This window comes from Streptomyces sp. B1866, from assembly GCF_031932565.1.
In the GTDB taxonomy this organism is placed as follows: domain Bacteria; phylum Actinomycetota; class Actinomycetes; order Streptomycetales; family Streptomycetaceae; genus Streptomyces.
Window position 1 is genome coordinate 1 of sequence record NZ_JAVSCF010000032.1, and the last position, 26,354, is coordinate 26,354.

A 26,354-nucleotide genomic window follows, 5' to 3' on the forward strand; every position below is an offset into this window, starting at 1 on the left:
GCCCGGCGCGGCCGCGGCTTCGGCGTCCGAGGGCTCCGGCGCGGGCTCCGGAGCCGGGGCCGCGCCGGGGGCCGACGGCGCCTCCGCCGGGGCGTCCGGGGCTCCGGACCGCCGCGCCGGGACCGGCTCCCGGTGGCGGGCGTCGTCCGCCAGGACCCAGCGGCGGTGGAGGTCGACCAGCTCCTCGCGGGTGGCGCCGCAGAGCCGGCCGAACCGCTCGACGGGGCCGAACTCGTGGGGCACGGCCGTGCCGTTGCAGTAGCGGTGCAGGGAGGAGGAGCTGGCGTGCAGCCGCGCGGCCAGCGCCCCGTAGCTGCGGCCCGAACGCTCCTTGAGTTCGCGCATCAGCGCCGCGAACTCCTCGGTCTCCCTGCTCATCCTGTCCTCTCCGTCGTCCCGGTCGGCGTCCCAGACGGCGCCGTTTCCCCTGCTGAGAGGCGGGATGACGTCCCACGGTTCCCTGCTGCCCGGGGAAGTGGCGGCCGGGACGGGCCGCGCCGCAGAGTTCGGGGCACCGGCACGGATCACCGGCCGGCCACCGAGGTCGACACCCCACAGGAGAAACCAGACCCATGCCCGCATCGCGCGCTCTCGTCTCCCTCGCCGCACTCGCCGTCGGCACCACGCTCGCGGGGCTCGGCGGCACCGCCGCCCACGCCTCCGGCTCCCGCTCCGCGGCCGCGAGGCCGCCCGCGCTCTGCAAGGCCGCGCAGCTCAAGGTCACCGTGAAGAAGGTCTCCCGCCCGGCGAACCACCTGCTGATCACCGCCAAGAACACCAGCAGGAGCCGCTGCGACATGGGCATCCTCGGCGAGGTCGCCTTCGACGGCCGGATCCGGGCCACCCCGCCCCAGGGCGTCGGCGGCGGCCCGGACATCGTCGCCCCGGGCCAGTCCCGGTACGAGGGCGTCCTGCTGGTCGGCAGGGGCGCGCACGGGTCCGGCACGGCCGTGACGAAGCTGGCGGTCAAGCTCGACAGCGGCGACACCGCGACCGTCCCCGTGAACACCCGCGTCAACAAGCCCGCGCACGGCACCTGGCAGCACACCGAGCAGGACGCGCTGCGCCGGCCCTGACCGCGCCGTCCACCGGTCGGGCCGCCGCTCGGGGGGCGGCGGCCCGACCGGGCCGGGATGTTACGGGCGCGAGCCGGGCCGTCCGTACGGCATGTACGGCCGTACGGGCGCGAGCCGGGGGACGGACGCGAGCCGGGGGATGACAAATATCAGAATCCGTTATCCATTATCCATTATCCGTTACTCGTCATCCGCTATCTGTTATCGCATATGCGGCCGCGGGCCGACCCATACGCACGGCGCCCGCGGCCGCGGGGCAGACCCGGCCCCGCCGCACCCGGCCGGGTGGGCTCACTGGAAGTCGCAGCCCGGGTTGGGCGCGTCCTCGGACAGCGGGGCGTCGTGCGGAAGCGTGTAGTGGGCGAGCAGGACGAGCGGGGTGCGGCCGAGGTTGCGGCCGATGTGCACGTAGCCGGGGCCGCTCGGTTCGCGGATGACGTCGCCGGAGCGGTAGGTGCCGTCGGACGCGCAGGTGGAGGCGAAGTGGGTGAGGGTCCCCCGCAGGACGACGCCCTCGATCGGACCGTCGTGGTAGTGCCATCCGGTGCTCTGGCCGGGCGGGATGGTGAGCTCCCGCAGGATGTGGTCGGTGTTCCCGACGGTGGTCTTGAGGATCACCCGGCCGGTGACCCCGGGCCCGGGCGGAGTGGCGGCGGCGGGTCCCGGGGCGAGGCATATGACGGCGAGCACGGAGCCGGCCAGGCTGCCGGCGCGCAGCGCGTGGCGCACGAAGTCGCGCATGGGGGGTGGGCCTTTCGGTGCGGTGAGGGGTGCTCGGTCCGGCGGACCGCTCGCGACGGTACGTCAGACCGGAGGACCGCCTCGAAGCGGCCCCCGCCCGGCACGGGCCGAGGCTGGCCCGGGACCCCGCACCCCTGAGCCCGGCCCTCGGCCCCGGACCCCTGGGCCCGTAGGCCCGTAGGCCCGTGAGCCCGTGAGCCCGCCAGCCCGCGGGCCCCCGCGTCAGAACCCGCGCGTCCGCTTCGCCGCGCGCCGCCCCGCCGTCTCCCCCGCCCGCCGCGGCGTCGTGATGAACAGCCCCGCCAGCTCGCTGCCCAGGTTCACCCCGATGGCGATGGCGAACGCCAGCGCCGCCGCCCGCGTCAGGTGCGCGAGCCCCCGGTCGGTGTCGCCCTCGGCCAGGGCCAGCAGCCCGAAGTAGATGGCGCTGCCCGGCAGCAGCGGCCCGATGGCCGCCGTGACGTACGGGAGCGCGGAGGCGAACCGGTAGCGGGACATCAGCTGTCCGAACAGGCCCACCAGACCGGCTGCCACGGTCGTGGAGGCGACCGCCGGGACGTCGGCGGTGTCGTGCAGGGCGCCGTAGACGACCCAGGCGACGCCGCCGTTGAGGGTGGCCAGCGCCAGGGTGTGACGTTCCTGCTGGAGCAGCACGCAGAAGGCCAGCGACAGCAGCATGGCCGCGCAGATCTGCGTGGCGGGCCGCTCCACGGGCCGCAGCCCCGTCTCCGGGTTCAGCCCGGCGTCGAGCTTGACGCCCCCGTACAGCACGGTCAGTACGCCGCCGACAATGCCGACGATGAGGTAGCCGACTTCCAGCATCCGGGCGGCGGCGGTGATGTAGAAGCCGGTGAGCCCGTCCTGGACGGCCGCGACCAGGGCCCGGCCGGGGAACAGCGCGAACAGGCCACCGGTGATCACCGCCGACGCCTGGAGCCCCACGTCCGCCAGGCTCAGCGCCACGCCCATCGCGGCGGGCGGCATCGCGGCGAGCACGAACTGGTAGAACTCCGGCAGCCCGCGCCCCGACGCCAGCCACGCCAGCCGGTCGCCCAGCATCGCGCCGACCGCCGCCGCGAAGAACACCAGCCACTCGCCGCCGACCAGCAGGCTCGCCGCGCCCGCCAGCGTGCCCGCGGCGACGGTGAGCGCCCAGCGCGGGTACGGGTGCCGGTTGCGCCGGATCTCGGCCAGGCGGCGGTACGCCTCCTCCAGCGTCACGTCGTCCCGCGAGGTGATGTCGTCGACGAGCCGGTAGACGGCGGCCAGCCGCGTGTAGTCGGTGCCGCGGCGGCGTACGGTCCGGCTGGCGGTCACCGGGTGGTCCACGAGCGACGGCTGGTACGAGACGGACATCAGCGTGAAGGTCACGTTCGGCTCGTAGCGGCCGAGCCCGTACGCGTGCGCCACGCCGAACATGGCGGCCTCCACGTCCTCGGCGCCCTCCCCGCCCGCGAGCAGCAGTTCGCCGATGCGCAGGGTCAGGTCGAGCACGCGCGGGACGGCGGGCCCGGGCTCCTCGGGCCGTGCGCGGCGCTCGGGGACCGGCCGCTCGCCGACGGGCAGGCGCACCAGCCCGCGCATGCGGTCCTGCCAGGTGGCCGCCTTGGTCAGCCGGACGACGGGCACGCCGTGGGGCGGGGTGAGGCCGGGCAGCCCGTCCGCTGACGCGGGCGGCGTACGGTCTGCCGTCCCGGCCGCAGGGCCCGCCGCCCCGTACGTACGGCCCGCTCCGGCCGCAGGGCCCGCTGTCCCCGACGTACGGTCCGCCCCGGGCGTACGGCTGTCGGCGGCGGGTGGTCGGCGGTCGCGGATCTGCGGCGTTCTGCCGCGCGTACGGCCGTGCCCTGGCTCCGTACCGGAGTCGCGCTGTCGGTCCGCGCCCACGTCTCCCGCTCCCGTCTCCCGCTGCCCTCTCGCCTCCCGGGTGTCCTCGGCAACGATGCATCATGCGCCGCCCGCGTGGCCACGCGGGCGGGGGCGAGCGCCCGGAAACGGCCTCGTCCCGCCGCAGCCGTACGGCCGGACGGGACGAGGACGAGGACGAAAACGAGAGGACGGGACGAGACCAGGGCAAAAAGAGCTGGGAGGAGCGCGCGGAGCCCGCGGCGCGCCCCGTCAGCGCTTGGCGTGGCGGCCGCGCGGGCCCGGGGCCTGCGCCCCCTCCCCGGCCGCCTCGGCGACGGCACCGGAGCCCGGGGCACCGGCCGCCGCCTCCGCGACACCGGCCCCCTCCGCGGTCCGGGCCGGGGCCGCGACGGCGCCTTCGACGGGCACGGCGCCCGCGCCCGAGGCCGCCTCCTTCTTCGCCCTGCGCCTGGCCCGCAGGTACTCGACGGCGATCGGGATCACCGACAGCAGCACCACGCCGATCAGCATCAGCTCGATGTGCCCCCGGACCGCGTCGACCTTGCCGAGGGCCGCCCCGAGCAGCGTGACGCCCGAGCCCCACAGCACGCCGCCGATGACGTTGAAGAGGAGGAAGGAGCGGTAGTTCATCCGGCTCACGCCCGCGATGATCGGCGTGAACGTGCGGACGACGGGCACGAAGCGGGCCAGCACCAGGGACTTCGGGCCCTCCTTCTCGAAGAAGGCGTGGGCCTTCTCCACGTTCTCCTGCTTGAACAGGCGGGAGTCGGGGCGGCTGAAGAGCGCCGGGCCGACCTTGCGGCCGAAGAGGTACCCCGCCTGGTCGCCCAGGACGGCCGCCGCCGTGATCGCCAGGCAGACCAGCCACAGGTCCTGCTTTATCACGTCCGTGGTGACGAGCATGCCGGTGGTGAACAACAGCGAGTCACCGGGCAGGAAGAACCCGATGAGCAGGCCGGACTCGGCGAAGACGACGACGAGCACGCCGAGCAGGCCGAAGGTGTCGATCAGGTTGTTCGAGTCCAGCCAACTGGGGCCGAGCGCGAGTGTGGTCACGGGGACAGGCTCCTGGGTCGAGGGTGCAGGCTCGTGCGAGGCCCGGCCGCAGGCGGTGGGCGGACTGTGCCGTGGTCGCAGCGTCCCGCCCAAAGCTATCAACGCGCTGTGCGCCCGGCCGGTTCCCTCCGGCCCCACGCGCGGGCCCTGCGCGCCCGGCCCGCGGACACCCTCGGGCGGCGCGGCCCGCGTTGGCGGGGACCGCCTCGCCGACGCGGGCGGCCAGGCTCGGCGGGATTCGCCCGTACGAGGCGGTGGAGCGACCGCGGTGACGTGGACGTACCCCCGATGCCCGCACCCCCGATGCCCCCGCGCCCCCGATACCCGTGCCCCGATGCCCGTGCCCCCGATCGGGCGAAACCGCCACATACAGCCCATAATTCTCGTATGGGCGTACGGCGATGTCCCGCCCTTCCCACCGCGCGTACCGGCCGCCCTTCCCGCGGCTCGGGAGCGGTCTCCCCCGACGCTGACGACGAGGACCCACCATGACCAACGACGACCGCGCCGTGATCCTGCTCGTACACGCCGACACCCCGGCAGGGGCGGAGCTGACCGACCAGGTAGCGGCCTACTTCGGCGGCAGATACCGGGTGCTGCGGGCCGCCGACCGGGCGGACGCCGAGCTGACGCTGGCCTCCCTCAGGAGAGACGGTGTACGGGTGGCCGCCGTCCTCGCGGACGAGCGGTTCGAGGAGGATTCCGGGGCCGAGTTCCTCACGGAACCGGCTCTCGACCTGCCCGAGAAGGGGCGGGTGCTGCTCGCGGAAGAGCCGGAGCGGGCGGTCGCCGTCCGTGACATGGACGTGCGGGTGGCGCCCCGGGAACCCGAGGCGCCGGAGGATCTGCTGGACACGGTCGAGGACGTGCTGTTCGACACCAGGGACATCACCGCTCCCTCGGCCATCGTCTACGGCGACCGGAACGAGGAGACGTTCTTCACGGTCCACCGGTTTCTGCGCCTGAACTTCGTGACCTGCAAGACGCAGCCGAAGACGGAGGACGCCAAGGTCAGGGTCGAACTCACGGTCGGCGGCAAGCCGCGCCCCTTCACAGACCCCGCGCTGCTCGATCTGGCGAACGCGCTCGGACTGGTCACCTACAAGGAGAGCACGAACTACGACCTCGTGGTGGTGGGCGGCGGCCCGGCGGGCATGTCCGCGGCGCTGAACGCCGCGGCCCTGTTCAAGCTGAAGGTGCTGATCGTGGAGAAGTTCGCACCCGGAGGGGAGGCGGGCACGGCGATCAACCTGATCGAGAACTACCTCGGGTTCCCGGACGGAATCCAGCCGTACGAACTCGCCCACCTCTGGAAGAAGCAGCTGGACAAGCCCAGGTTCAAGGACGACATCCACTGGCTGCCCTGCCACAGCGTCTCGAAGATGGACTGGGAGAAGACCACTCCCCCCGTCTACACCCTGACGTTCGCGGCGAACACGAAGAACAGGGATATCGGCACCACGGTGAAGACGAAGATGGTGCTGGTCACCATCGGCGTCAAGCCCAAGCGGCTCGACCCGGGCACGAAGGCGCAGGACTTCGAGTGGAAGGGCGTGTACTACGACGCCCTGCCTTCCGACTACACGCTGTACGACGCGAAGACGGACCGGGTGGCGATCGTGGGAGGCGGGGACACGGCCGGGCGCGCCGCGGTGATGTTCGCCATGGACAAGAAGGACGACAAGGGGAACACGATTTCCGGCATCCCGGTGGACATGATCATCCGTGGCAAGTACGGCGCGGACATGCTCAAGGACGTCCAGGACGCCATCAGCCCCCTGGTGCAGAGCGGAAAGATCAAAATCCGGGACGACAACGAGGTGAAGCTGGTCACCCAGCCGCAGGCCGGAAAGCTGCGCCTCACGTTCACGAAGAGCACCGACACCCTCGACGTGTCCGCTCTCTACGTGTTGATCGGCGGTCAGGCGGACACCAGGTGGCTGGCGGACGCCTGGGTGAAGCTCACCGAGGAGGGCCCGAACAAGGGCTGCGTGAAGACCGGGAAGGAGGCGGGGCACGAGAAGAGCACCATGGAGTCGACCCTGCCGGGCGTGTTCGCCGCCGGTGACGTGCGCGACGGGGCCGTGCGGCGCATCTCCGCGGCCGTGGGCGAGGGCGGGGCGGCGGCGATCTCCATCTACAACTACACCAAGTCCCTGCAAGGCAGGTCCCTCAACTACGAGGACGATGAGGACAGCCCGACCCGGATCTACTACAGCCTCTCCGACGACGGCTCGGCCGGGGACGACGGCTGAAGACTGTCGTTCGGGCCGGGCAGGCACGGGGTTCGGGGACGGACGGCCCCCCGTACGACGCTCCGGGGCTCCGGGGCCGTCAGGCACCCGGAGCTCCGCGAGTCCGGACGGCGCGGAACGGGGCCGGGCCTTCCGGGGCCGCCGGGCTCCGGGTCCCCGGGGAGGCGGGCCACGCGGGCCGTCCACCCCGGGGCGCCGGGCCGTCGGGCCGTCAGCCGCCCGCCGTGGCCACGGCTCCGTAGCGCTCACGACGGGTCCCGGGGGGCGGGCACCGCTCGGCGCCGAACCAGCCGTAACCGGCGCTCGCCCCGCCGGGCCGAGGTCACCGGCTCAGCCGCGCGTACCGCCGCACCGCCAGCGGGAAGAACACCGCGAGCAGCGCGAGCGGCCAGCACACCGCCAGCAGACCGGCGTGTTCCACGGCCCAGGACCCGCCGCCCTGGCCCGGGCCGCCGAACAGCTCGCGGACGGCCGCCGCCGTGGCCGACATCGGGTTCCACTCGGCGACGGCGCCGATCCAGCCCGGCATGTCCTCCGGCGACGCGAAGGCGTTGGACAGGAAGCCCACCGGCCAGACGAGGATCTGCACCGCCTGCACCATCTCCGGCCGCCCCGCCACCAGCGCCAGGTGGACGCCCAGCCACAGCATGGCGCAGCGCAGCAGGAGCAGCAGGCCCACGGCGTGCAGGCCGTCGGCGACGCCGTGGTGCCAGCGCCAGCCCATCGCGAACCCGGCGCCGAGCATGACCAGCAGGCTCAGCGCTGACGCGAGCAGGTCCACCGCGCACCGCCCGACCAGCACCGCCGAGCGGGACATGGGCAGGGAGCGGAAGCGGTCCACCACGCCCCGGTCGAGGTCCTGGGTGAGCGCGACCATGGTCGCCTCCAGGCCGAAGGCCATGGTGAGGGCCAGCATGCCCGGCACCAGGTACTCGGTGTAGTCGCCGCCGCCCGGGACGGTCATGCCGCCGCCCAGGAAGTAGGCGAACATGACCAGCATCATCACCGGGAAGGCCAGGTTCACGGCCAGGGCGGCGGGCTGCCGCGCCCAGTGCGCGAAGCCGCGCCGGGTCATGGTCCACGCGTCGGCCAGGGCCCAGCGCAGCGCGCCGCCGCCGTCGCCGTCGAGGGGTTCGGGGGCGGGGGCGTGGGCCGGGGTGGTGGCGGTCATGGTCATGCGCTCGTCTCCTTCGCCGTCGCGTGCGACGCCGCCGCTGTACGCGACGCCCGGTCGGTACGGCCCGTACGGCCCGCATGGTCGGCGGGAGCCGTACGGTCCGCAGGGCCACCCGTCCCACCCGTACGGTCCTGGGGTGCCGCTCCCCCGCCCTCCGTCACCCGCAGGAACACCTCGTCCAGCGTCGGGCGGCGCAGCGCGATGTCCTCGGCTTCGATCCCGGCCGCCTGAAGGGCCCGTACGACGCCGGTGAGCGCGCCGATCCGGTCGGCGACCGGCACGCTGACCCGCCGCCGGTCGGCGTCGGCCTCCACCGCGCCCGCGCGGGCGGCCATCCCGACGACCGAGGCGGCCTCGGCGAGCCGCGCGGCGTCGCGCAGCACCACGTCGAGGCGGTCGCCGCCGAAGCGGGTCTTCAGCTCGTCGGCGGTGCCGTCCGCGACGGCCCGGCCCTGGTCGACCACGCAGATCCGGTCGGCGAGCTGGTCGGCCTCCTCCAGGTACTGGGTGGTCAGCAGAACGGCCGTGCCGCCGCCGACCAGCGACCTGACCGCCTCCCACACCTCCGCCCGCCCGCGCGGGTCGAGCCCGGTGGTCGGCTCGTCGAGGAACAGCACGCGCGGGCTGGTGATCAGACTGGCCGCCAGGTCCAGCCGCCGCCGCATGCCGCCGCTGTACTGCCCGACGGGCCGCCGACCGGTGTCCGCGAGCCCGAACCGCTCCAGCAGCTCGCCCGCGCGGGCGGCCGCCCGGCGGGCACCCAGGTGGTGCAGGCGGCCGAACATCTCCAGGTTCTGCCAGCCGCTCAGCCCCTCGTCCACGGCCGCGTGCTGGCCGAGCAGCCCGATGCGGCGGCGCACCTCGCGCGGCTCGCGCGCGACGTCGTACCCGGCCACCTCGGCGCGCCCGCCGTCGGGCCGCAGCAGGGTGGACAGGATGCGTACGCAGGTGGTCTTGCCCGCGCCGTTCGGTCCGAGCACCGCGCGGACGGTGCCGTAGGGGACGGTCAGGTCCAGCCCGTCGAGGGCCGGTCTGCCGCCGTACGCCTTGCGCAGGCCCCGCACCGCGATCGCCGGGCCGCCGCTGCCGGTCACGTCTGCCACTGCCTTCTTCCTCCCGACCAGAGAAAACGTCTAATCAAACTTGACTAGAGCCGCCGAGGGTACCTGGGCGCACCCGCGTGGTCAAACTTGACTAATGATCCTGCCCATCAGCGGACTTCCGCTTGGTGTAGGGGTTCTCCACCCCGTCCGGCAGCACGTCCAGCGAGCGCACGCCCTCGCCGAGCATCACGTACTCCCCCGCCTCCAGCCGCTCGATCAGCCCCCGGGCCCACTCCGCCCCGCTCTCCGCGGAGTGGATCCACAGCTTCATGATCTCCCCGATATGGCCCCACTGGTCCGGGGCGTCCGGGGCGTCCGGGGCACCCTTGGGCGGAGACCAGTGCCGCAGCACCTCCGCCCGCCACCCCTCCAGCGCCGCCACCCGCTCCTTCAGCAGCGAGATCGCCTCGCCGCGCGGCAGGTCGACCAGGAAGCCCACACCGGCCGTCAGCTCGTCGATCTTCCCGTCGTGGCGCACCAGCGCATCCCGCACCAGGGTCTGGAACTCCCGCTCGCCCGCCTCGGTCAGCTCGTACTCGGTGCGCGGCGGGCCGCCCGCCGTGCTCGGCGCGATGTCGTGGGCGCGCAGCAGACTCTGCTTGGCCATCTGCTTCAGCGCGTGGTAGATCGACCCGGGCTTGGCGGTCGACCACTCGTGGGCGCCCCAGTACTCCAGGTCGTTGCGCACCTGGTAGCCGTGCGCCCGCCCGTGCTGACGGACCGCCCCCAGCACCAGCAGCCGGATCGCTGACATCGTCTCCCACTCCCGCCTGGCAGGCCCCCTGGCTCTTGACGGGGCCCGATGGGGTCCAGGCTAGAGGGGCGGGCGGGGGCCGGGCCGTACGGCGCCGGGGCGCGGACCGCGCCGACCCGGCGCACGGGCCCCTACGACGCCGCCGCGCGCGACGGGTTCTGCGCCTCCCGCACCAGTTCGAAGGCCGTCTTGCCGTCGATGGCCTCGCGGATGACGTCCGCGTGGCCCGCGTGCCGGGCCACCTCCTGGATCAGCGTCAGCAGCAGGAAGCGCGTCGAGCGCACGCTGCCCTCGGGGAACCACGGCGCCTTGGGCAGCGGGAACGTGCCGTCGAGATCCGGCAGCGAGCGGACGAACCGCTCGGTCTCCGCCGCCACCTGGTCCCAGTAGGCGAGCGTGCCCGCGAGGGTCTGCCCCTCCTCCAGCCGGAAGCTGAGGTGCCAGTTGGTGTGGTCGCGCGGGATGGCGTGCGGGATGCCCTTGGCGTCCTCCACCCACGACTGCTCCACCTCGGCCACGTGCTTGACCAGCCCGGCCAGCGTCAGCTCGCTCACGGTCGACCGCCGCTCGGCCTGCTCGTCGGTCAGGCCGAGCACGGCCCGTCTGATGCCGCCGCGCTGCGCCTCCAGGAACGCCAGCAGGGCTCCGGCCTCGTCGCCGCGGGCTTCCTGGTCTACGAGAGCGGGCATGGGAATCACCTTTCGCCGTTCGTGCGTGCGTCGTCGCCTCACCGGTCCCTCCCGGCTTCCGACACCACCGACGTTAGGCGGCCATGCGGTCAGCTTCTGTCCTCATTCGGAAAGCCGCGTCACGCGCGTACGAGCACGATCGTGTCGCGCGGGACGAGCGTTCCGTCCGCGCGGTCCAGGAGCACGGTGAAACCGGCGGCGATGTCGTGGCACAGGCGGACGGAATCCTCGTGCTCCGGCGGGTCGGTGGCCGCGAGGGCCAGCGCGCCGAACCGGACGACGGCGGCCGGGACGGGCCGGAAGCCGCCCGGCTCCAGCAGGGCGGTGCCGAGCAGGCGCAGCTCATCCGCCAGCCCGGCCACGAGCCCGTTCGGGCGCTCCGACAGGACCGTCAGCCGGTACAAGCGCCAGGCGAGAGAGCGGGGCGAGGTGGTGTAGACCTGCCCGCCACCGAGCATCTGCCCAAAATTCCACCTCGCCAGGGCGCTGAGGAAATCGTATGTGCCGAACCTGCTCTCCTCCCGGAACGGCTTCGTCCGTTCCACCTGGCGGGCGAGTTCGGTGGCCAGCGCCGCCACCACGCCCGACAGGAGCGCCGTCTCCCGGTCCGGGCCGAGGTCGCAGCGGCGCAGGAAGGAACGGGCGTCTTCTGCCGTGAGGCCACCGGAATCGACGGGGAGGAGGCGACCGACCCTGTCGAGGCACGACCTGAGGTAGCCATGGAGCCTCACCAGCTCGGCGTGCCACTGCGACGTCCGTAGCGGCTGGTCCCCGACGAGCTCCTGGGCGTACCGCACCGCGCCGGGCAGGTGCCGCCCCACCTCGCTGAGGGCGGCCACCAGACTGGCGCGGCCCAGCACGCGGTCCAGGGTGCCGCCGCTCAGCGGGCCGTCGGGAGCGCCGCTCGCGAGGGCGTCGCCGACGGCGCCGAGGCAGAGGAGCAGGTCGCCGACGTACTCCAAGGCGGCGCGCAGTTCGGCGGCACCGGCCGTGGCCATGTACCGGTCCCGGGCGTCAGGCCGGGGAAGGAGCGCCGTACTCGCGAGGAAGTCGACGAGCGGGCTCAGGCCACGGGCGCGGTCGGTGAGCCGGGCCGCCAGGTCGGCCACCGGTGAATCCGGGCCGATCGCCACGGACGCGTCGCCGATCCTGCCGACAGGGCTCAGGGCCCGGCAGTCCTGCACGAACCGCGCGGCGACGACGCCCCTCTGCACGCCCCAGGGGTGCGGCATGTCCTCGGGCAGCCGCAGAGAGGGCCGGTCCACGGGCACACCGTTGCGTGTCGGCACCGGAGGACGCAGCCACGGGGCGCGCTCGGCTCCGACGACGCGCCGCATCGCCGGATCCGCCGCCTCGGCCTCGCTGGGCAGCCGGTCGGGCGCGTCCAGCGTCTCGCCCACCCAGTCGACGAACGCCAGCGCGGCCTCCGGGCTGACTCCCACGACGGGCGCGCCGTCGTCAGCCGCCCCTTCCGGACGGACGTCGGAGGCGAACTCGGGATGCTCGTCCGTGAACAGCCCGTAGACCGCCCGGCTCACCGGCCGCGCGCAGACCAGCGTGCCGTCACCGAGCCGTACGGTCGGCCGCAGGTGGCGGGCGAGGGTGACGGCGGTCATCAGGCGGCGCTGTGGGGAGCCCGGCGGCGCCGCGAGCCCTTCACGGCGCAGCGCCTCCAGTCGGCCCGCCGACGCGAGGCTCCGGCCAGCCTCCATGGCCTCGTCGTAGCAGTCGAAGGCCAGGGCCATCGCCGCTTGGCAGCCGTCGGCGATGCACGCGTCGATGACCTCGCTCGGGTCCGTACGGGCCGCCCACAGCAGGGTGGTCTCCCGCCACCAGGAGTCGCCGACCGCGCGCACCAGGACCTCCTCCAGGACATGCTCGTAGATGTGCGCGGCGGCCAGGTACTCCTGGAACGTCTGGTGGGCGAAGGCGTAGCGGCCCAGCTCCCGCTCGACCAGCAGACCGGTCCTGGCGACCTCCGAGAGGAAGGCGTCCGCGGTCCCGGCGAACCCGGCGGCGTCGAGCACCACTTGCAGCACGGCCTGGCCCCGGGAGAAATCCCGGATCTTCCTGGTCATCATCACGTGCGCCAAGTGCCCCAGCGCCTTCTCCTGGGTCTGCCCGTACGCCTGGTCGAGCCCCTTGCGCTTCCACAGCAGCACCCGGCAGATCTGCGCGTACAGCTCCGCGCGGGTGCCCGGCAGCGCGCCCAGGTAGCGGTGCACGTTGGCGATCATCGTCAGCAGCAGCGGGTTGGACGCCAGGTCGTACAGCATCGGCTCGGCGCGCAGCCGCTCCAGCAGCCGCTCCGCCTGGGCCTCCCATCCGTCCCCGGCGCCGCCCTGCGGGTCGATCCGCTCTACCGCCCGGTACCAGCCGCGTACGAAGCGGGTGACCTGGTCGGGCGTGAACCGGCGCACTTGCAGCACCGTCGCCCCGTCCAGCGGCGAGGAGAGGTAGCCGTGCGGGCGGGAGGTGATCACCCAGTGGTTGTCCGCGTAGCGGGCGATCTGCTTGCCCACCCACTGGACCATGAGCTGCCGGTCCTGCTCGCGCGCCACCTCGTCCAGACCGTCGAGCATGACCACGCACCGGCCCCGGGCGAGTTGGTCCTCGAACCAGCCGGGCGGGGCGTCCGCGAGACCGGCCACGACCAGGCTGCGGCGGATGACGTCCGGCAGGGACGGCGGCGGGAGCGGGTCCGGGACCATGCCGTCGCCCGCACGGGCGGTGACGTCCTGGGCGTGGTCGCGCAGCAGGAGGAGTACGGGCAGGTCGCGGCCGGTACCGCGCCGCCGCCTGCGGATTCGGGCCAGCGTGTAGGCGGTGTGCTCCAGCAGGGTGGTCTTGCCGGTGCCGGGCGGGCCGATCAGCGCCAGGACGGCCGGTTCTCCGGCCTGTAACAGCTCGTGGAGCGACAGGCGTTCGCCTTCGGGGAGTGGCGGCACGGCGCCCGCGAGTGGCCTACTCCCGACCCGGGGCAACGGCTGGCGCCGGAGGCTCACGTCCACGAACACGTCCTCCAGGCGCGGCACGCGCGAGCCCTGCACCTCCAGCCCGCCGAGTCTGCTGACGCCGTGGTGGTGGGCGAGATAGCGGCGGTACCGGCTCTCGAAGCGCGAGAAGCGGGCCAGCAGGGCGCTTTCCAGCCGGTCGGCGGCCCGCTTGGCCAGCCGCCCCTGCACCTCGCCGGAGACCTTGACGGCGAAGGCGGCGAGCGCGAGCAGCAGTTCGTAGCCGACCGCCAGCAGCGCGGCCGGGACGGGATGCCGTGCGGCCGCGTCCGTCCACACCCCGACCGCCGCCGCAGGCGCGACGGCCAGCGCGAGCAGGCCGACCCGGCCGAGCACCTTCGAGCCGCCGCCGTCCCCCACGGCCACCGGCCACCACTCCCCCTCCGCACGTACCCGGGTGGACGCCCGTCATCATCCACCAGGTTCCGCGCCGGACGGCGGCCTGCGGCTGACCGGTGTCCGTAATGAGACCAAGGAGACCTGAACCGCCGTCACGCGCGGGCGGCTACCGCCGCGAACCGGCCCGAAGGCCCGGCCCGCCCACCACCCCGTCCCCGGACAGGAACGGAAACCGAACGGAGCGAGGGCGGACCGGGCCGGAGGGCAGCCGCCGCCGTGGAACCTTGGGGGCCGACGGCGGCTGCCCGCTCTGGGCGGCCCCGGGACCGCCGCCAGGCAGTCGGCGTCCCGGGGCCTCATCGGCCCGTCCCGCGCGTGTCGGCGGGAACGGCGCGCGCGTCCCGCGCGGGGCGCGCGCCTGCGGGCCGGAGGAAAGGGGCGGGCGGGACCTCCCAGCGGGCCTCGGGGGATGGCCCGGCCGACGCCCGCCCCTGGTCTTGCGCGGGTGCTACGGAGCGGGGTCGCGGGGGCCGCGCGCCCGGCGGACGGCGTCGTACGGCGTCGCGTCGGCGCCCGAGCGGGGCGGCTCGGCACGGCCGTACGGCGTGGGGCCGACGTACGGCGCGGGCCAACGCTCGACCGGTCACCGACGTACGGCGGCTCGGCGGCCGTACGCGACCGCCCCCGCGCGACCGGCCCCGCGCGCCGGTGCCCGCACCGGTAGCCGTCCACCACGTCCCGCAGGCGCGGCCGACGCTCCTGCCCGCAGCCGCCGCACCGGCACCGCCACGGCGCGTCCACCGCGCCCGGGTACGGCTCCAGCGGCTCCAGCCCGGCCTCCCGGACCGTCTCCGCCGCCCAGTCCGCGTCCGTGGCCCCGGGCGGCGCGGGCGGGCGCGGCTGCCGCACGGCCGAGGACACCTCTCCCGGCGGCGTACGCCCGCCCATCAGCAGGCCCAGGCTCACCCAGCGCGTACCGACCGGGTGCAGCGCCTGGTCGCGGTGGCAGCGGCACGTGCAGCGGCCCGCCGCCACCGCCGGGCACAGCGTGTGCGCCGCGCCCAACTCCGGCTGCCGCAGCGCCACCTCGCACTGCGCCGACACCCACCCGCCGCCTCCCGCGCGGGCCGTCAGCACGGTCCCGGTCACCCGCACGCCCCCTTACCGCAGCGCGGCCCACCGCCGTCCGGCCCCAGGCGCGCGCCCCGGACCTCCGCCGCCGCCAGGGTGTCCCGTACGGCCTCGGCCAGCCGCTCCACCAGCAGCGCCACCGCCTCGACCGGGGCGTCAGGGTCGTCCAGGACGCGCAGCGCGTCCCCCAGCAGGCCCCGGCTGACCACCAGCCGCCGCTCCTCCTCCGAGTCGGCCGACCAGTCCGCCTCCGCCAGGCGCTCGCCCCGGCACACCGCCACGGTCATCACCTCCGCCAGCGCGCGCAGCAGCCGCACGGCCAGGTGCCGCGTCCGCACCGCGTCCCGGCCCGCCGCCGCCAGCCGTTCGGGCAGCAGGTCCAGCAGGGCGCTGCACGCGCGTACGCGCAGGCACTCCACGGAGTCGGCCATCGCGGCCACCTGGCGCGCGCCCTCCGAGTCGGTCTCGGCGAGGTACACCGGCCGACCGTCCTCCCCGGCCCACGGCAGCCGCCGCAGCTTCGTACCCGCGCTCACCGGACCGCCCCGATTCGGCCCCTGCCCCACGCACCGCGACCGAAAAGGCGCTTCACGCGCGCCCTGTGACCTTCGGTAGGTTCTTTCAATGTCGTCAGCTCCCGATTAGCTGTCGGCCACGCCCCCGGACGTTCGCAGCGTCGCGGGGGTCCTGCGTGTGGCCTGGGTCGAGTGATACGCGAGCCGGGCCCGATACGGGCTGTAGCCCGACCGTCACCAGAGTGGCCCAACCTCCCGTAGACTCGCGACACTTTCAGGGCAGCGAACAAGGCGGCTGCCTGCCGGGGCGCCGCCTGGTGATCACGTGGCAGGAGGTCACGGGATTGGACGAGACCACCGAACCGGAGCACTTGAACCCGCTCCAGCGCTACGGCCGCGACGTCAAGAAGGTGCGGCTGGCGCGAAACCTGACGCAGAAGCAGTTGGGCAGAGCGGCGGGCTACTCGGAGTCGTACGTGAGCAGGGTGGAGGCCGGAGTGCTGCTGCCCAGGCCCAGCGACAAGTTCGCCGAGGGGCTGGACCTCGCGTTCGGCACGGGCGGGCTGTTCTACGACCTGCTGCGGCGGATCGACGAGGGCGACCACCCGTCGTGGTTCGTGCCGTACCTGGCCATGGAGCAGAAGGCGTCACGGATACTGGACTTCTCCACAAGCCTGGTGAAGGGCCTGCTCCAGACGGAGGACTACGCGCGTGCGGTCTACCGCAACGCGTACCCGCACGCCGAAAAGGAGGTGATCGACGCCAAGACCGCCGCCCGAATCCACCGCCGTAAGGTCTTCGACCGGGAGAAGCCCCCGCTGTTCTGGGGCATCCTCCACGAGGCGTGCCTGCGCACGGAGGTGGGCGGCCCCGAGGTGATGGCCGGGCAGTTGGAGCACCTGCTGGCCGCAGCCGAGTCGCCGCAGATCGACCTCCAGATCCTGCCGTTCTCGGCGGGAGCACCGACCGCGAACGGCATGATGCCGTTCACCCTGCTGACCTTCGACGGCTCTCCGACCGTGCTCTACGCGGAAGGGCCGCAGGGCGGCAAGCTGCACGACTCCGCGAAGACTGTCACGGCGCACGTGGACATCTATGATCGGTTGAGGGCGCACGCGCTGTGCCCGGTCAATTCGCTGGCCCTGATCAAGTCCCACCTGAAGGAGTACCGCAATGAGCCCTGACCTGGACCTCAACGCCGCCGAGTGGACCACGTCGAGCTACAGCGGGGCCAACGGCGGCCAGTGCGTCGAGTTCTCGCGCACCTTCACGGCCCACGGCGCCGTCCCCGTCCGCGACTCCAAGACCCCCGAGGGCCCGGCCCTCGTCTTCCCGACCACCGCCTGGACCGCCTTCCTGACGACCGTCAAGGAGTAGCCATGAGCCCTGACCTGGACCTCAACGCCGCCGAGTGGACCAAGTCGAGCTACAGCGGGGCCAACGGCGGCCAGTGCGTCGAGTTCTCGCGCACCTTCACGGCCCACGGCGCCGTCCCCGTCCGCGACTCCAAGACCCCCGACGGCCCCGCCCTGATCTTCCCCGCCACCGCCTGGACCGCCTTCGTCACCACCCTCAAGCCCGCCGCCTGACGGGCTGCTCCGCCCCGCTGGACGCCTTCCGGCGGGGCGGAGTGCCGTACGGGCCCGCGCGTCCGACGCCGAGCGGCTGCGCGGACCCGCCAAGGATCATCCGCCGCGTACGGCCACGTCCGGCTCGCGCACCATGAACACGTCCACCGCGTCCTCGGTCTCGACCGCGAACCCGTGCCGCTCGTACAGCCGCCGTGCCGGACTGCCTTGCAGCACCTGAAGCCGGACCCGGGTGCCGTCGCGGTCGCACTGCTCCAGCAGCCCGCGCAGCACGGCCGTACCGATGCCGCCGCCGTGGAGGCGCGGGTCGAGGTAGAAGTGCTCCAGCCAGTGGGCGTCCCCGTCCGGCCACAGCGCCACGCAGCCGCCGAAGGCGCCGCCCACCTCGATCACCCAGGTGTGCTCTGGTGCGAACCTGTCCCGCAGCCGCTGCCGCACCCGCTGCTCGTCGTACCGCCCGACCCGCTCCAGATCGGCCCGCAGCACCACGGCCCGCAACTCGGCCACCGCCTCGACATCCGCCGCCGAAGCCGGCCGAAGCCCCCAGTCCCCCATGACCGCCAGGCTACCGGCGGCCCGCACTCCTCCGGAGCGCTCGCCGACCCTTCTGGCTCCTCGACCCGCTCTAGTCCACACTCCCGCCGGCGTTGCGGATCATCTGCTGGAGCACCTTCAGGGTGGTGACGTAGTCGGCGTCATCGATGCCCCGGTGCATCCGGTCGCGTATGGCCGGCACCTGCCGCTTGACGTCGGCGCGGGCCTGTTCTCCCGACTCGGTGATCCACAGCAGTCCGCCGTCGTCGCGGGTGAGCCAGCCGCGCTCGTACAGAACTTCCGCATCGGCCTCCAGATCGTCCTCGGACCTGAGGTAGGAGCTCATGACCTGGCGGAGTTCGGGGAGGGTCATGCCGTGGCCGTCGGGTGAGATGTCGTTCTTCGACAGGTGGCGCAGCAGCCAGTACTGGGGCTGGGTGATGCCCAGCTCGGCGAGTTGGGTCCTGGTGAACGCGATAAGGGCCTCGTACGCCACTTTGGTCCAGTACGGGGCGGGCTGCGCGGCGAGTTCGGCGTCGGAGCCGGGCTGGGACGTCATGAGCGGTACCCCTCTGCGTGATCTCTGGTGCGAGCACCGTAGAACTTCACGTGAGGTTGAGATCAAGGGGCGGGTCCTGGACCGCCCGGGCGAACGGTGCTGGGCCGGGCCCGAGCCCCCGGAGTCCACCGGACGCCCCCGCCGCGCGGCTCCGCTCAGGCGTGCAGGACCCCGGTGCGGGCGGCGAGGCCGCGCGCAGTCGGGGCTGGTGCGTCCGGCCAGCAGCAGGCCGGGAGGGCCTTCACGGCGGGACGGGTGCGCGTCTCCTGGGCCGCGCACCGCTCGGCGGCGAGCAGGCTGTCGACGCACTCGCTTCGCCGTCCCCACCGATGGTCCCCTATACGCTGACCGAAGCAGCTACGCCCGCAGCTCACTGGAGACCGCATTGCTGACGCGATTGGAAGTCGACGGGTTCAAAAACCTCCTCGGCCTGTCGGTCGACCTCGGCTCGTTCACCTGCATCGCGGGTGTGAACGGTACGGGTAAATCGAACCTGTTCGATGCGGTCCAGTTCCTCAGCCTGCTGGCCGACCAGTCGATGATGGAGGCGGCCCAGCAGGTCCGCGGAGTACACGGAGAACGCCTCGGAGATCCCCGAGACCTGTTCTGGAACGGTTACGCATCCGGCTCACACGTCATGCGGTTCGCGGCCGAGATGATCGTTCCCGCTGAGGTGGAAGACGATTTCGGACGCCAGGCCAAGCCCACGACCACCTTTCTCCGCTACGAACTGGAACTCGGCTACGAGCCCCCGCGCGGCGTCGAGCGCATTGGCCGCCTTGCCCTGCGCCACGAGAGCCTGCGCCACATCAAACAGGGCGACGCTCACGCGCACCTGCGTTTTCCACACAGCGTGAAAAACTTCCGCAGCCGTGTGGTGCTGGGCCGACGGGCCGGGAAGGCGTTCATCTCGACTGCGCCAAGCCCCGAGGGCGAGCCGATCGTCAGCATCCACCAGGACGGCAGTCGAGGTCAGCTTGAGCCGACTGCCGCCTCCAGGGCGCGAGCAACCGTCGTGTCCACCGTCACCAGCAGCGGCAACCCCACGATCCTGGCTGCCCGGCGCGAGATGCAGGCATGGCGGCGGCTGGCACTGGAGCCCTCCGCGCTGCGCAGCTCCGATTCGTACACCGCCCCACGTGAGTTGATGCCTGACGGCCTGCATCTACCGGCCACACTGTTCCGCATCGCCCACGACACCCTGGGCGCGGATATCTCGGAACAGGTGTACGCGCGCGTGGCCGGTCGGCTGGGCGACCTCAGTGGCGTGAGTGTGCGCAGCGTCGAGGTGTTGCAGGACGACGTACGGCAGCTTTTCACCGTCCAGCTTCACGAGGCTGACGGCATGGTCCTGCCCGCCAGGAGTCTGTCCGAGGGCACGCTGCGCTTTCTGGCACTGTGCGTCCTGCTGGAAGACCACCAGGTCAGGGGGCTGTTGTGCATGGAGGAACCGGAGAACGGCATCCATCCGGCGAACCTGTCCGCCATGGTGGATCTCGTTCGTGATCTGACGGTCGACGTGAGCAGCGAGCCGGGCGAGGACAACCCGTTCCGGCAGGTGCTCGTCAACACGCATTCGCCCGGTGTCGTGCAACTGGTCCCCAAGGACGATCTGCTTTTCGCTGACTCCGCCGTCGTGCGTGCCGCAGACGGCAGCCTGGCTCGCAGCCTGCGTCTTCGGCCCCTCGCCGGGAGCTGGAGAGCCCGGCACGGCAGCGGGGACTATCTCACTATGGCCGATATCCTCCCGTATCTCACCGCGCCGGTCGGCGCGCAGCTTTCGCTTCCGTGGGAGGCCGCGTGACCTTGCGGGTGCTGTTTGTCAGTGAGGGCAGCAGTGACCGGGGGTTGCGGCCGCACATCGAGCAGGCAGCGGCTGAGGAAGGCCAGCAGATTTTGCTGACCGCACCCGATTTCGCGCTGCTGGCGGGCCGTGTGGGGCACGCTGTGGGTGACAAGCTCCGGGCGGCGCGGCAATTGGGGGGTGATTTCGATGTGGTCATCGTCCAGCGGGATGCCGACGGGCAGGGTGTCCAGGCCCGAAGGGAGGAGATCGCAGCGGCGGTGGAGGAGGTCTGGGGCAGCCTCCGTCATGTGCCGGTGATTCCCGTACGGATGCTGGAAGCGTGGCTGCTCGTCGACGAGTCGGTCATCCGGCAGGTGGCCGGCAACCCAGGAGGAAAGACACGTCTCGGTCTGCCGAAGGGCCCGGCTGTGGAACGCGTTCCGGATCCGAAGTCGATGCTGAAGGATGCTCTGGCCACCGCGAGCGAGCTGAAGGGGCGCAGACTTGAGATCTTCCAGAAGCGGTTTCCGCAGAACCGTCATCGGCTCCTGGAACTGATCGACCCGTCTGGGCCTTTGCGGGACATTCCTTCGTGGCGGGCGTTCGTCGTGGGCCTGAGTTCGGCGTTCCGATCCGCGGGAACCGACGGGACGGGGATCGAGAGCTGAACCAACTGGCATGCGGAACGAGAGGTTTGAGCGCGTCGGCACGCAGAAGGCGGCGATGACCGCGCGGCCCCCAGGGGGCGGGGCTCCTTCTCGCTGACGAGCGGTCCCGTCCGAGATCGTCAGTGAGAAGGAGCCGCCCGGCGCGTCGGCCGCTGAGGATGGTTGGCGACCACTTGGCCTGACCACGGAGAGACCCCATGGACTTCCGGCGTACCTTCCGAACCGCCCGCGTCGACACGGGGACGGGGGCCGCGGGGCCCGCGTCCCGGCGCACCGCCCTGCGGCGGATCGGGCTGGCGGCGGGAGGCGCGGCGCTCGCCGCCGGGGCGGGGGCGGGGACCGCCCGCGCCGCCGAGCGCCGGGGCGCGGGGCCGCGCACGTACGTCCTGGTGCACGGCACGCACAGTTCCGGGGCCTTCTGGATGCCGATCGCGCGGGAGCTGACGCTGCGCGGGCACCGGGTCGTCACGGTGGACCAGCCGATGCACGGCGCGGAGGCGTTCGTGCCCGTGGCCTACCAGACGCAGGACCTGGCGGCGCTGGCCACCGAGCCGTCGCCGCTGCGGGATCTCACGCTGGACGACTACGAGAAGCGCGTCACCGACACCGTGCGCCGCGCGGCGCGGCACGGCGGGCCCGTGGTGCTGGTCGGGCACAGCCTCGGCGGCGCCTCGGTCAGCCGGGTCGCCGACGCGGTGCCCGGACTCCTCGCCCACATCTGCTACATGGCCGCCTTCTGCCCCAGCCCCGCGATGCCCAGCCCGGACGCCTGCACGGCCGCGCCGGAGAACGCGGACGCTCTGATTCCGTACGAGCAGATGGTCGGGGACCAGGAGAAGCTGCGCGTGCTGCGGCTGAACCCGCGCTCGGGCGCCGTCAAGGACCTCGCCGCCTACAAGGCGATGATGTGCGCCGACTACCCGGACCCGGCGTTCCGCCTCGCCCTCTCCGGCTTGCAGACCGACGAGCCGATCGGGGCGTACGCGGGGCAGGCGGTCGGGCGGCCCGACACCTGGGGGCGGCTGCCGCGCACCTACCTGCGGTTCGGCAAGGACCGCACCATCGCCACCAGGCTCCAGGACCGGATGATCGCCGAGGCCGACGAACGCACCCCGGACAATCCGTTCCGGGTCGTCGACTTCCCCGACGCGCCGCACATCGGTCCGCTGGACCCGGCTGCGGTGACGGACGCGCTGGCCAGGCTGGGCCGGTAGCCAGGCCCCGTGTCCGTACGAGCGCTCAGCGGCCGTACGGGCCCGGGCCGCCCGGGCCGGAGTGCTGGCGGCCCTCCTCCTCGGCCACCGCCTGGTTGATCGCGGCCGTCAGGCCCTCCGGATCGGGCACGTGCTGGAGGGTCAGCATGCCGTGCTCGGAGGCCGACTGGATGGTCAGCGTGCCCTGCCGCAGGATGCGCTCCCGCAGGGTCGCCTCGAAGGAGATGTCGTTGACCCGGATCAGCGGAATGCTGTGCTCGGTCTTGGTCAGGAAGCCGGTGCGCCGGTAGATCCGCTTGCTGGTCAGCACGTACACCGTGCTGCGCCACTTCAGCAGGGGTATCAGCCAGAGCCACAGGGACGCGAGCACGGCGGCGCCCACCACCACGGCGGCGGCCGTCGCCCGCCAGTCGCGGTCCGGGAGCACCCACAGCAGCGCGCCCGCCACGACCCAGACGAGGAGCAGCGCCACGAACGCGCCGAACAGCTCGGTCCAGTGCCGTCGCGTGGCGCGCAGCAGCGTTTCGTCATCTGCGAGGTGGCGTTCCGCATATGCCATGCCGAGCATCGTGGCACACCAGGGGCCGCGCGCCTACCGGGGTGGCGGGGTTCATACGGTGCGGACGGCCGGAGGTCGGGGGGCCGGGGACCGGTGAGTCCGGGGCGTCGTGGGCGCTGGGCGCTCTCGTGGGCGGCCTGTCCGTCGTCCCGCGCCCACGCCCCCGGCCGCGAAGCCGTCCGCCCGCGCCTCACGCGCGTACCAGCACGAGCACGTCCCGGGGCTCCAGGACGCCCTCCGCCCGGTCCTGGAGCACGGTGAACCCGGCCGCGATGTCCCGGCCCAGCTCCCGGAACGGCCCGTCCCCCCGTGCGTGGTAGTCCGCGAGCGCCATCGCTCCCGTGCGTACGGCGGCCAGCGCGGCGGGCGGGGTGTCGCCCGGCGGTTCCAGCAGCGACAGGCCGAGCCGGGAGACCTCCGCCGCCAGTTCCCAGCGTTCCGGGTCCAGGTCCGGGTTGCCGCGCAGCCGCCGGGACTCGCGCGTGCCGGTGTCCCTCAGCCTGACCAGCAGGTCCCAAAGCAGGCCGGGGGACGTCACCCACTCGCCGGTGTCCGCGGGCCCGGGCAGGCCGCACTGCGAGGCGAGGTCGCGCAGTGCCCCGTACCGTTCGGGGTCGCGGGGGCGGCGGTCGCGGCGGGGGCGGGTCAGGGCGTCGCGGCGGGCGCGGGCGATGGCGAGGGCGGCCACGGTCCCCGAGGCGACGAGCGCGTCCTCGTGCTGCCCCCAGAAGCAGCGGCCCAGGAACTCGCGGGCGATGGCGGAGGTGACCCGGCCCTGGACGGGGCTGCCGGGCAGCAGCCGTCGCACGCGGTCGGCGCAGTGCGTCAGCTCGGGTACGAGCGCCCGCAGCCGGTCCTTCTCCCCCCGGAAGTCCTGGTACGGCGTACCGGCGAGATCGCGGGCCTGGTAAAGGGCCTTGGACAGCCGCCACGACAGGGCGCACAGGCTCGCCACGACGCTCGCGAGGCCGAACACGGACTCCGGCGAGCCGTCGCTCGGGACTCCGCCCGCGACCCGGCCGTCGGCGGCGGCCTCGGCGAGGAGGCCGTGCAGCCCGCCGACCCGCTCGTCGTAGAGGACGGACGCCAGGTCGCCGGAGCTGCCCTCCCCCTCGCCCGAGTCCCACCAGCCGGGACGGTGGTAGTAGGTGGCGACGCGGGTGAGTCCGTCGGCGAGCCGGCCGAGCGCGTCCTCGGCCCCGGCGAGTCCGTTCGCGAGGTTGACCAGGGGGGAGGCCGTCTGGATCTCGGTGTCCCCGCCTGTCGTCGTCCCGCGCGTGTAGGCGTCGGCGACGCGGCGCCCGTACGAGGCCAGCACCGCGCAGTCCTGGTCGAGCCGTTCCGCGACCCGGGGCATGGACACGGCCCACGGGTGCGGTACGCCGTCCGGCAGCCACAGGCCGGGCGAGGCCCCCAGCCGGTAGCTCCTCTCCGGCCTGTCCGGGCCGTCGTCCGGCGTGCGGATCCACACCGCCCAGCCGGGGTCGGCCAGCGGCCGCATGGCCGGGTCGGCGGCCTCCGCCCGGTCGGGCAGGCGGTAGCCGCCGGTGCCGCCGAGGAGGCCGAGGAGGCCGTGCGCCCACTGGACGAACCCGCGCACGGTCTGCGGGTCGGCGCCGTGCGCGGGGGCGTCGGGGTGCTCGCCGGGGCCGCCGGGGAGGGCCGCGTCGCCCCCGTACTCGTCCGCGAACAGCTGGTAGACGGCGCGGCTGACGGGCCGGGCGCACACCACGGTGTCGTCGCCGAGCCAGACCGCCGGGCGCAGGTGGCGGGCGAGGGTGACGGCGGCCACCAGGCGGCGGCGCTCGGAGCCCGGCGGGGCCGCCAGCCCGTCGCGCCGGATCTGTTCGAGGCGGTCGGCGTGCGCGACCCGGCGGCCGGTCTCCCGCGCCTCCTCGTACACGTCGAAGGCCAGGGCGACGGCCGCCGGGCCGCCGTCGGCGACGCACTCGTCGATGACCGGGCTGGGGTCCGTACGCGCCGCCCACAGCAGGGTGGTCTCGCGCCACCACGGGTCGCCGACGGACCGTACGAGGACGTCGTGCAGGCCGTGGTCGTGGAGGTGCGCGGCGGCCAGGTACTCCTGGAAGGTCTGGTGCGCGAAGGCGTAGACGCCGCGCTCCCGCTCGACCACCAGGCCCGTCCTGGCGGTCTCGGCCAGGAACTCGCGGGCGGTGACGGTGAATCCGGCGTCCGCGAGCACCGGCCCCAGCCTCGTCTGCGCGGCGGCCACGGACACGTCCCGGCGCCTGCCGGTCATCATGTGGTGGGCGAGGTGCCGCAGTACGGTCTCGCGGGCCTCGCCGTCGGCCCGGTCCAGGCCCTTGGCCCGGTCGCGCCGCCACAGCAGGACGCGGCAGATCTGCGCGTACAGCTCGGCGCGGGTGCCGGGCAGCTCGCCGAGGTAGCGGTGCACGTTGGCGATCATCGTCAGCAGCAGCGGGTTGGCCGCCAGGTCGTACAGCACCGGCTCGGCGCGCAGGCGCCCGAGCAGTTCCTCGGCTCCACTCCGGGCGGCGGACTCGGCCTCGCGGGCGCCCCGGGCCGGTCCCCGCGGGTCGGTGCGCTCCACCGCCCGGTACCAGCCTCGTACGAAGCGGGTGATCTGGTCGGGGGTGAAGCGGCGCACCTGGAGGACCGTCGCGCCGTTCAGCGGCGAGGTGAGGTAGCCGTGCGGGCGCGAGGTGAGCACCCAGTGGTTGCTCCGGTAGCGGGCGACCTGCCGCCGCACCCACTGGACCACGAGCTGCCGGTCCCGTTCTCCGGCCACCTCGTCCAGACCGTCGAGCATGACCACGCACCGGCCCTTGTCGAGCCGGTCCTCGAACCAGCCCGGCGGGGCGTCGCCCAGGCCGGCGTCGGCCAGGCCGCGGCGGATGGCCTCCGGGAGCGACAGCGGTCCGGACGGGACGGCGTCCGGGTTCCCGGCGTCCGGGCCGGTGCCGCCGCCCGCGCGGGCGGCGACCTCCCGCGCGTGGTCGCGCAGCAGCAGCAGGACGGGCAGGTCCCGGGGCGCGCCCCGGCGCCTGCCGGTGCGCGCCAGCGTGCAGGCGGTGTGCTCCAGGAGGGTGGTCTTGCCGGTGCCGGGCGGGCCGAGCAGCGCGAGGACGGCCGGGTCCGGGGCCCGTAACAGGTCGNGCAGCGCGAGGACGGCCGGGTCCGGGGCCCGTAACAGGTCGTGCAGCGACAGGCGCTCACCCTCGGGCACGGCCGGTACGACGCCCGCCAGCGGTGCGCGGCCCGTCTGGTGCGGCGGCTCCGGCTTGAGGCTGACGTCCACGAACACGTCCTCCAGGCGCGGCACGCGCGCGCCCTGCACCTCCAGACCGCCGAGGTTGCTCACGCCGTGGAAGTCCTGGAGATAGCGGCGGTAGCGGTCCTCGTACCGGGAGAACCGGCCGACGAGGGCCCCTTCCAGCCAGTCGGCGGCCCGCTTGACCAGCCGCCCCTGGACCTCGCCGAAGACCTTGGTCGCGAACGCCACGAGGGCGAGCAGCAGTTCGTACGCGGCCAGCGCCAGCGCGGCCAGGACCGGGTGCCGGGCGACCGCGCCCGTCCACACCCCGGCCGCCGCCGGAGGCACGACCGCGAGCGCCAGCAGGCCCACGCGGCCCAGCGCCCGCGCGGCGCCGCCCTCCGCCACGGCCACCGGCGACCCCTCCCCCTGCCGTACGCACCCGGATGGACTGCCCGACATCATCCATCAGGTTCCGCGCCGTACGAGGG

Annotated in this window: 22 protein-coding genes; 8 read left to right on the forward strand and 14 right to left on the reverse strand. The window is 73.6% G+C overall.

Going from position 1 to position 26,354, the window contains the following annotated elements; translation table 11 throughout:
- Positions 1 to 378: helix-turn-helix transcriptional regulator (locus tag RKE29_RS07445; protein ID WP_312004264.1), on the reverse strand; the 378-nt coding region annotated here is incomplete at its 3' end.
- A gap of 194 nt (positions 379 to 572) precedes the next feature.
- On the opposite strand from RKE29_RS07445, the gene RKE29_RS07450 reads away from it, so the two are divergent.
- Positions 573 to 1,076, forward strand: a complete 504-nt coding sequence (locus RKE29_RS07450; RefSeq protein WP_312004265.1) for a DUF4232 domain-containing protein — start codon at positions 573 to 575, stop codon at positions 1,074 to 1,076.
- A gap of 291 nt (positions 1,077 to 1,367) precedes the next feature.
- Here RKE29_RS07450 and RKE29_RS07455 read toward each other — a convergent pair whose 3' ends face one another.
- The 3 genes from RKE29_RS07455 to RKE29_RS07465 form a co-directional block, all read right to left on the reverse strand.
- Positions 1,368 to 1,805: a cupin domain-containing protein gene (locus RKE29_RS07455; protein ID WP_312004294.1), complete on the reverse strand. Its 438-nt coding sequence runs from the start codon at positions 1,803 to 1,805 to the stop codon at positions 1,368 to 1,370.
- A gap of 234 nt (positions 1,806 to 2,039) precedes the next feature.
- Entirely contained in the window at positions 2,040 to 3,704 is a 1,665-nt protein-coding gene (locus RKE29_RS07460; RefSeq protein ID WP_312004266.1) for a threonine/serine exporter family protein, read from the reverse strand.
- Positions 3,705 to 3,935: 231 nt separating this feature from the next.
- Positions 3,936 to 4,742, reverse strand: coding sequence for a DedA family protein (locus tag RKE29_RS07465; protein ID WP_312004267.1), 807 nt, complete (start codon positions 4,740 to 4,742; stop codon positions 3,936 to 3,938).
- Between the two features lie 488 nt (positions 4,743 to 5,230).
- On the opposite strand from RKE29_RS07465, the gene RKE29_RS07470 reads away from it, so the two are divergent.
- Entirely contained in the window at positions 5,231 to 6,997 is a 1,767-nt protein-coding gene (locus RKE29_RS07470) for an FAD-dependent oxidoreductase (RefSeq protein WP_312004268.1), read from the forward strand.
- A gap of 322 nt (positions 6,998 to 7,319) precedes the next feature.
- On the opposite strand, the gene RKE29_RS07475 is transcribed toward RKE29_RS07470, so the two are convergent.
- The 6 genes from RKE29_RS07475 to RKE29_RS07500 form a co-directional block, all read right to left on the reverse strand.
- On the reverse strand, positions 7,320 to 8,168 hold the full coding sequence (locus tag RKE29_RS07475) for an ABC transporter permease (protein ID WP_312004295.1): 849 nt from the start codon (positions 8,166 to 8,168) through the stop codon (positions 7,320 to 7,322).
- Between the two features lie 2 nt (positions 8,169 to 8,170).
- A complete protein-coding gene (locus RKE29_RS07480) occupies positions 8,171 to 9,268 on the reverse strand; it encodes an ATP-binding cassette domain-containing protein (RefSeq protein ID WP_312004296.1) in 1,098 nt (365 codons plus the stop codon).
- A gap of 100 nt (positions 9,269 to 9,368) precedes the next feature.
- On the reverse strand, positions 9,369 to 10,031 hold the full coding sequence (locus tag RKE29_RS07485; RefSeq protein WP_312004269.1) for a PadR family transcriptional regulator: 663 nt from the start codon (positions 10,029 to 10,031) through the stop codon (positions 9,369 to 9,371).
- A 131-nt stretch (positions 10,032 to 10,162) separates the two neighbouring features.
- Positions 10,163 to 10,720: a DinB family protein gene (locus RKE29_RS07490; protein WP_312004270.1), complete on the reverse strand. Its 558-nt coding sequence runs from the start codon at positions 10,718 to 10,720 to the stop codon at positions 10,163 to 10,165.
- A gap of 119 nt (positions 10,721 to 10,839) precedes the next feature.
- Positions 10,840 to 14,100 carry an NACHT domain-containing protein gene (locus tag RKE29_RS07495; RefSeq protein WP_312004271.1) on the reverse strand — a complete coding sequence of 1,087 codons (3,261 nt, stop codon included), beginning with the start codon at positions 14,098 to 14,100 and terminating at the stop codon, positions 10,840 to 10,842.
- Between the two features lie 1,118 nt (positions 14,101 to 15,218).
- Entirely contained in the window at positions 15,219 to 15,740 is a 522-nt protein-coding gene (locus tag RKE29_RS07500; protein WP_312004272.1) for a hypothetical protein, read from the reverse strand.
- Positions 15,741 to 16,063: 323 nt separating this feature from the next.
- Between RKE29_RS07500 and RKE29_RS07505 the strand changes: the two genes are divergently transcribed.
- From RKE29_RS07505 to RKE29_RS07515, 3 genes are read left to right on the forward strand one after another with little or no spacing between them, the layout of a single operon-like run.
- Positions 16,064 to 16,903: a helix-turn-helix transcriptional regulator gene (locus tag RKE29_RS07505; protein ID WP_312004273.1), complete on the forward strand. Its 840-nt coding sequence runs from the start codon at positions 16,064 to 16,066 to the stop codon at positions 16,901 to 16,903.
- On the forward strand, positions 16,893 to 17,096 hold the full coding sequence (locus RKE29_RS07510; RefSeq protein ID WP_312004274.1) for a DUF397 domain-containing protein: 204 nt from the start codon (positions 16,893 to 16,895) through the stop codon (positions 17,094 to 17,096). The genes RKE29_RS07505 and RKE29_RS07510 overlap by 11 nt, the downstream gene beginning before the upstream one ends.
- A 2-nt stretch (positions 17,097 to 17,098) precedes the next feature.
- Positions 17,099 to 17,308, forward strand: a complete 210-nt coding sequence (locus RKE29_RS07515; protein WP_312004275.1) for a DUF397 domain-containing protein — start codon at positions 17,099 to 17,101, stop codon at positions 17,306 to 17,308.
- Positions 17,309 to 17,404: 96 nt separating this feature from the next.
- Here the strand turns inward: RKE29_RS07515 and RKE29_RS07520 are convergent, their stop codons facing one another.
- Positions 17,405 to 17,863, reverse strand: a complete 459-nt coding sequence (locus tag RKE29_RS07520; protein WP_312004276.1) for a GNAT family N-acetyltransferase — start codon at positions 17,861 to 17,863, stop codon at positions 17,405 to 17,407.
- A gap of 70 nt (positions 17,864 to 17,933) precedes the next feature.
- Positions 17,934 to 18,401 carry a MarR family winged helix-turn-helix transcriptional regulator gene (locus tag RKE29_RS07525; protein WP_312004277.1) on the reverse strand — a complete coding sequence of 156 codons (468 nt, stop codon included), beginning with the start codon at positions 18,399 to 18,401 and terminating at the stop codon, positions 17,934 to 17,936.
- Positions 18,402 to 18,786: 385 nt separating this feature from the next.
- Between RKE29_RS07525 and RKE29_RS07530 the strand changes: the two genes are divergently transcribed.
- The 3 genes from RKE29_RS07530 (at position 18,787) to RKE29_RS07540 (ending at position 22,069) form a co-directional block, all read left to right on the forward strand.
- Entirely contained in the window at positions 18,787 to 20,205 is a 1,419-nt protein-coding gene (locus RKE29_RS07530) for an AAA family ATPase (protein ID WP_312004278.1), read from the forward strand.
- Entirely contained in the window at positions 20,202 to 20,855 is a 654-nt protein-coding gene (locus tag RKE29_RS07535) for a DUF4276 family protein (RefSeq protein ID WP_312004279.1), read from the forward strand. Before RKE29_RS07530 ends, RKE29_RS07535 begins: the two co-directional genes overlap by 4 nt.
- A gap of 197 nt (positions 20,856 to 21,052) precedes the next feature.
- The gene (locus RKE29_RS07540) at positions 21,053 to 22,069 is read left to right on the forward strand and encodes an alpha/beta hydrolase (protein ID WP_312004280.1); all 1,017 of its coding nucleotides are present in this window, start codon (positions 21,053 to 21,055) and stop codon (positions 22,067 to 22,069) included.
- A gap of 25 nt (positions 22,070 to 22,094) precedes the next feature.
- On the opposite strand, the gene RKE29_RS07545 is transcribed toward RKE29_RS07540, so the two are convergent.
- Both RKE29_RS07545 and RKE29_RS07550 read right to left on the reverse strand, forming a co-directional pair.
- Positions 22,095 to 22,628, reverse strand: a complete 534-nt coding sequence (locus RKE29_RS07545; protein WP_312004281.1) for a PH domain-containing protein — start codon at positions 22,626 to 22,628, stop codon at positions 22,095 to 22,097.
- Between the two features lie 190 nt (positions 22,629 to 22,818).
- On the reverse strand, positions 22,819 to 26,277 hold the full coding sequence (locus RKE29_RS07550) for an NACHT domain-containing protein (protein ID WP_312004282.1): 3,459 nt from the start codon (positions 26,275 to 26,277) through the stop codon (positions 22,819 to 22,821).
- Between the last annotated feature and the right edge of the window lie 77 nt (positions 26,278 to 26,354).